The following is a 5,572-nucleotide window of genomic DNA, read 5'->3' as shown; positions in this document are numbered from 1 at the left end:
CAAGCCTTATTTGAGGCTTGATACCCCGCCATGCCCTTTCGCTGAATAGTTACCTGTGTTTGCCAGATAATCTTGGCAAGGAGCGGGCTTTCTATGCGGGGTTTTCATACTCCGTGGTGTCGGCGATGCCTGCCTCGCGGAGGGCTTCCTGGCGTTCCCGGCAGGTGCCACATTGTCCGCAATGCACCTCTCCGCCCTTGTAGCAGCTCCACGTCTCGCTGTAGTCTATGCCCAGTTGCTTTCCGTGGCGCGCTATGTCGGCCTTTGTGATGTTGGTGTAGGGTGCCTCGATGGTTACGTCCTCAAACGTGCCCGCCTGGGCTGCCGCCGACATGGCGTCTACAAATGCGGGGCGACAATCGGGATAGATGGTGTGGTCGCCGCCGTGGTTGGCCATCAGCACGTGTTTCAGGTGGTTGCTCTCGGCTATGCCTATGGCTATGCTCAGCATGATGCCGTTGCGGAAGGGCACCACGGTCGACTTCATGTTTTCCTCGTCGTAGTTGCCCTCGGGAATGGCGTCGGCCCCTTCGAGAAGGCTCGACTTGAAGTATTGTGGCATGAAGCCGAGGTCGATGGTGATGTGCGGTATGCCGAGGCGCTTGCAATGCATCTCTGCGAATGGAATCTCTCGGTTGTTGTGGTTGCTGCCGTAGTTGAAACTCACGCCCAGCGCTATTTGGTCCTTAAACTCATAGAGCATGGTGATGGAATCCATGCCGCCACTTACGATGATTACTGAATCTTTCATGGTTTGCTAACGTTTTTTTTTTGAATGTGCTTATCCAAACAGGAACCGAAGGGCCTCCTCCACCTTCCTGACCGGATGCAGTTGTATTTTGTGTTTTTTCTTGTCGATGCTTTTTAAGTTGTATGCGGGGATGATCATGTGGGTAAACCCCAACTTCTCGGCCTCCGATATGCGTTGTTCCACGCGGCTGATGGGACGCACCTCGCCGCTGAGTCCCACTTCGCCCGCCATGCACCATCCCGCCTCGATGGGCGTGTCGACGTTGCTCGAGAGCACGGCGGCTATGACGCTGAGGTCCATGGCCATGTCGGTCACGCGCAGGCCTCCCGCGATGTTCAGGAACACGTCTTTCTGTATGAGCTTAAATCCCACGCGCTTCTCCAGCACGGCCAGTAGCATGTTGAGCCTTCGCTGGTCGAACCCTGTGGCCGAGCGCTGTGGCGTGCCGTAGGCGGCTGTGGAAACGAGCGCTTGCGTCTCCACCAGGAACGGTCGCACGCCTTCGATGGCCGACGAGATGGCTATGCCCGACAGGCCTTCGTGGTCTTCGGTGAGCAGCAGCTCCGAGGGGTTCGACACCTGTCGCAGGCCCTCTTGCCCCATCTCGTAGATGCCCAGTTCGGAGGTGCTTCCAAATCGGTTCTTGATGCTTCTTAGGATGCGGTACATGTAATGTTGGTCGCCCTCAAACTGGATGACCGTGTCGACGATGTGCTCCAGGATCTTCGGTCCGGCCAATGTGCCTTCCTTATTTATATGGCCTATGAGAATGACGGGCACGCCGCTGGTCTTGGCGAAGCGCAGCAAGGCCGCCGCGCACTCTCTCACCTGGGTGATGCTTCCGGGCGACGAGTCGACGGTGTCGGTGGCTATGGTTTGTATGGAGTCTACGATGAGCAGCTCTGGGTGCACCTCCTGTATCTCGGCGAAGATGTTCTCGAGCGATGTTTCGCAAAGCACGAACACCTCGCCCCTGGGCATCTCGCCCTGTGCGCTGGTGGGGCGCAGTCGGTCGGCCCTCATCTTTATTTGGTGGGAGCTCTCCTCTCCGCTTACATACAGGATGTTGCGCTCAGGCATGCTAAGGATGGTTTGCAGGGTCAGCGTGGATTTTCCTATGCCGGGCTCGCCGCCCAAGAGGATGATGCTGCCTGGCACGATGCCGCCGCCCAACACGCGGTTGAGCTCCTCGTCGTGGGTGTCGATGCGTGGCTCGGCCTCATGCGAGATGTCGTGGAGCTTCACCGGATGGTTGCGGCGCGGGTCGCTCACGCCGCCCGCCTTGCCTTGCCTTACCGACAGGGCCGCTTGCTTGGCGGCTGCCGTGCCATAGTCGGCCGCAACCTTTATCTCCTTAAACGTGGACCATTGGCCGCACGAGGGGCATTTGCCCAACCACTTGGCCGACTCGTATCCGCAATGGGAACACACAAACATCGTCTTGTCTTTTGCCATGAGCACTATTAATTTTAGGCAAAAATAATATATTTTTCTCAGTATTACAAAATTTTTATTCGTAACTTTGCAATTATGAATAATATGAAGTTGTGTTTGATAATAGCCCTCCTTGCCGTGCTCGCCTCGTGCGGCGCGGATGTGGAGAAACAGCGGAGGCTGAGTCGTGAACAACGCAAAGCCTTGTTGCGCGCCGATTCGGCCGCCCTCAAGATAGCCACCACGCCCACGATGGACTGCCTGCCGCTTTTCGTGGGCGTTGCCGACAGCTGCTTTAAGCAGGCGGGGGTGGATGTGCACCTTCGCCAATGCAACGCCCAGATAGATGGCGACACGCTCATTGCCAACGGCTATGTGGAGGGCGTGGTGTCCGATTTGGTTCGCACCGAGAGGTTGCGCCGCATGGGCACGCCCCTTCAGTATGTGGCGGCCACCAACGCCTCCTGGCAACTGGTAGCCAACCGCACGGCGCGCGTGAAAAGCGTGGCCCAACTGGCTGAGAAGATGATAGCCATGACGCGTTTCTCGGCCACCGACTATCTCGCCGACTTGGCCGTGCGGGAGGCGAAGCCCAAGGGCGACGTGTTCCGCATACAGGTCAATGATGTGCAAACAAGGCTGCGCATGCTGCTCAACAACGAGATGGACGCCATGCTGCTCCCTGAGCCCCAGGCCACCACGGCGCGTCTGTGGAAGAACACGGTGCTGCTCGACACCAAGAGCAAGGACATCAGGCTGGGTGTTATAGCCTTTAGCGAGAAAGCCATGAAGGACGCCGACCGAAAGCGCCAGCTCTCGCTTTTTATTAAGGTGTACAACCAGATGTGCGACTCTATCAACAAGAACGGGGTGCGCCATTACGCCCCAGTCATCGCCAAATACATGGGCGCCGACGAGAAGACCATCAACGCCCTCCCCAATATGAAATATCCGCACGCCTCGGCGCCACGACAGGCAGACCTTGAGCGTGCCAAGTAACGATTCGGAAAACGATGCAGACGGTAAACGACCAACAACAAAAGGACGGGGTGGAGCTCATTCAGCAAATAGCCAACCTCCATGGGCAACTTGTGGAAAGCCACGACTTCGCGCAGGCTTTGCAGGGCATACGGCTGTTGCAGGACAAAGTTCCAGGGGCTTTCTCCAGCGAGGCGCTGGAAGAGTTTGAGAACGATTATCGCCTCATGGCCGACTTTATGCTCAAGGGCTTCAAGGACCCTCAGCGCAACGCGCTCTACGGCCGTTTGGTGAGGGGCATGTCGTCGTTGCTGCGCAACATGGAGGTGGAGGTTGAGCGTAAGTACGACCCGTTCTTCTCCCCGTTGGTTCGGCTCACGGCCAGCACCAAGCTCGACCCAACAGGCATCGAGCAGAAGCTGGTGAAGCATGTGCAGGACGTGGCCATGCTCTCGTTAGACGAGGAGCAGGTGCGCCAGCAACGCTCCAAGGAGCTCTATGAGGCGCATTTCAACTTCATGCGCAACCTGTTTAACGCCATCGTGGTTTCCAGCCAATGGAACGCCGACATGGCGCACGACATGGCGCGCTTGCTCTCTTCGCCCACCATCGACGCCATGGACGCGCTGACGCTGGTGTCGGCCATCACCATGGCCACCCTCAACGTACCCGATCCGCAAAAGGCCATCGCCCTGACCGAGGTGTTCTCCCTGGCCGACGACGAGGCCATCCGCCAACGGGCCCTCGTGGGATGGGTGTTTGCCGTTGGCAACGACGGGTTCGCGCTCTTTCCTGAGGTGGGTGAGCGGGTTGCCGACCTCCTTGCCAAGCCCGAGGTGCGCAAGGAGGTGCTGCAACTGCAGAAGCAGGTGGTGTTCTGCCAGAACGCGGCACGCGACCAAGAGACGCTCCGCAACGACATCATGCCCAACATCATGAAGAACCAGAACTTCGAGGTTTCGCGGTTTGGCATCAAGGAGAAAGAGGAGGACCCTATGATGGATATTCTGCACCCCGACGACGACGACAGGAAGATGGAGGAGCTCGAGGCGAGTTTCCAAAAGATTTCTGATATGCAGAAGCGTGGGGCCGACATCTATTTTGGCGGCTTCTCCCACATGAAGCGCTTCTCCTTCTTTTATACGCTTTGCAACTGGTTTATGCCGTTCTATACGGAACATCCACAGCTGCAGCATCTTACGCAAGGCTTGTTGCAGTCGAACTTCATTAAGCAACTCATGCTGCATGGACCTTTCTGCGACTCCGACAAGTATAGCTTTACGCTTGGCGTCTCGTCGGTCTTCAGCAGTTTGCCCGAGAGCCTCCGCAACATGATGGAGCAGGGCGAGCTGCAATCGGGCATGCCCGAAGGTGATAGCCCACAGGGCAAGGCCTATATCCGCCGAAAATACCTGCAAGACCTTTATCGGTTTGCCATGTTGAACGATGGTCGCAAGCGTTTTGCCAACCCGTTCGACGAGAACCATGTGTTTTTGTCTGCCCCGATCTTCACCCACGCGATGGCCGACGAGGCGCGCAACATGCAGCTGTTCTTGCTCAAGCAGAAGAAGTTTGCGTTGTTGTCTGCCCTTCTTCAGGCCTATTACGATGCCCAGAACGCCGACGATCTGCGCATGGAGGGTTGTGTGGCCCTCCATTTCAAGCAGTATGCCAAGGCAGAGAAGGCCTGCCGCCAGCTGCTGCGCATGCAGCCCGACGACGAACGGGCCATCCGCTCCCTGGCGCAGGCTTGCTTCCACCAGGCCCATTTTGAGGAGGCGGCCAAGCATTACAGGGCTATGCTGGCGCTGCATCCCGACAACCGCAACTGCGCCCTCTACCTGTCGGTCTCACTTCTCAACTGTGGCAAGGCCGACGAGGCGCGGCAGATGCTCTTCAAGCTCCATTATGAGCATCCCGACGACCTCAACGTGAAGCGCGCGTTGGCGTGGGCCGAGCTGTGGATGAAAAACACGCAGCAGGCTTACAGCATCTACACCACGCTCCTTGCGTCGGACAAGCGTGTGGCCACCGATTCGGTCAACGCGGCCTACTGCTGCTGGTTTGAGGGTCGCATCGATGAGGCTGTGCGCCTCATGGCTGGCGGCATGGCGGCCTACAAGTCAGCGCCTCGCCAAACGTTAACCGTCCGCGAGCAGTTGGCGGCCGACAAGGCATTGCTCGACCGATACGAGGTGGATGAGGCGGACCGCAAGATCATGGCCGACCTCGTGGAACGGCATCGGGAGCAGTAGGGGCGCGCCCCGCGGATGGCGACATGTGGAACCACCTTATTGTAACATGTAACATATAACAATGTAACGTTTTTATTTTCCCACAGATCTCACGGATTTGCACTCTAAGTTTGCAGAAGAATGCGACGCAGTCGCATAAATGTTAAATAATCAA

Annotated in this window: 4 protein-coding genes; 2 read left to right on the top strand and 2 right to left on the bottom strand. The window is 57.4% G+C overall.

The features are described from left to right. Nucleotides 1–91: 91 nt before the first annotated feature. Both queC and radA read right to left on the bottom strand, forming a co-directional pair. Nucleotides 92–751: a 7-cyano-7-deazaguanine synthase QueC gene (gene queC / locus WKK33_RS00310; RefSeq protein ID WP_215760438.1), complete on the bottom strand. Its 660-nt coding sequence runs from the start codon at nt 749–751 to the stop codon at nt 92–94. A 30-nt stretch (nt 752–781) separates the two neighbouring features. Beyond that, nucleotides 782–2,206: a DNA repair protein RadA gene (gene radA / locus WKK33_RS00305; RefSeq protein WP_337746126.1), complete on the bottom strand. Its 1,425-nt coding sequence runs from the start codon at nt 2,204–2,206 to the stop codon at nt 782–784. Between the two features lie 75 nt (nt 2,207–2,281). On the opposite strand from radA, the gene WKK33_RS00300 reads away from it, so the two are divergent. Both WKK33_RS00300 and WKK33_RS00295 read left to right on the top strand, forming a co-directional pair. After that, nucleotides 2,282–3,184, top strand: coding sequence for an ABC transporter substrate-binding protein (locus WKK33_RS00300; RefSeq protein WP_337469460.1), 903 nt, complete (start codon nt 2,282–2,284; stop codon nt 3,182–3,184). Between the two features lie 14 nt (nt 3,185–3,198). Continuing rightward, nucleotides 3,199–5,418, top strand: a complete 2,220-nt coding sequence (locus tag WKK33_RS00295; protein WP_337931976.1) for a tetratricopeptide repeat protein — start codon at nt 3,199–3,201, stop codon at nt 5,416–5,418. Nucleotides 5,419–5,572 lie beyond the last annotated feature (154 nt).

This window comes from Hallella sp. (assembly GCF_037460745.1).
In the GTDB taxonomy this organism is placed as follows: domain Bacteria; phylum Bacteroidota; class Bacteroidia; order Bacteroidales; family Bacteroidaceae; genus Prevotella; species Prevotella faecis.
Note: the sequence above shows the minus strand (reverse complement) of the source record. Positions and strands in the feature narration are given on the sequence as shown.

Excerpts from the sequence above, each read along its gene's own strand:
- queC (WP_215760438.1), bottom strand. The coding sequence starts at position 751 with ATGAAAGATTCAGTAATCATCGTAAGTGGCGGCATGGATTCCATCACC.
- radA (WP_337746126.1), bottom strand. The coding sequence starts at position 2,206 with ATGGCAAAAGACAAGACGATGTTTGTGTGTTCCCATTGCGGATACGAG.
- WKK33_RS00300 (WP_337469460.1), top strand. The coding sequence starts at position 2,282 with ATGAATAATATGAAGTTGTGTTTGATAATAGCCCTCCTTGCCGTGCTC.
- WKK33_RS00295 (WP_337931976.1), top strand. The coding sequence starts at position 3,199 with ATGCAGACGGTAAACGACCAACAACAAAAGGACGGGGTGGAGCTCATT.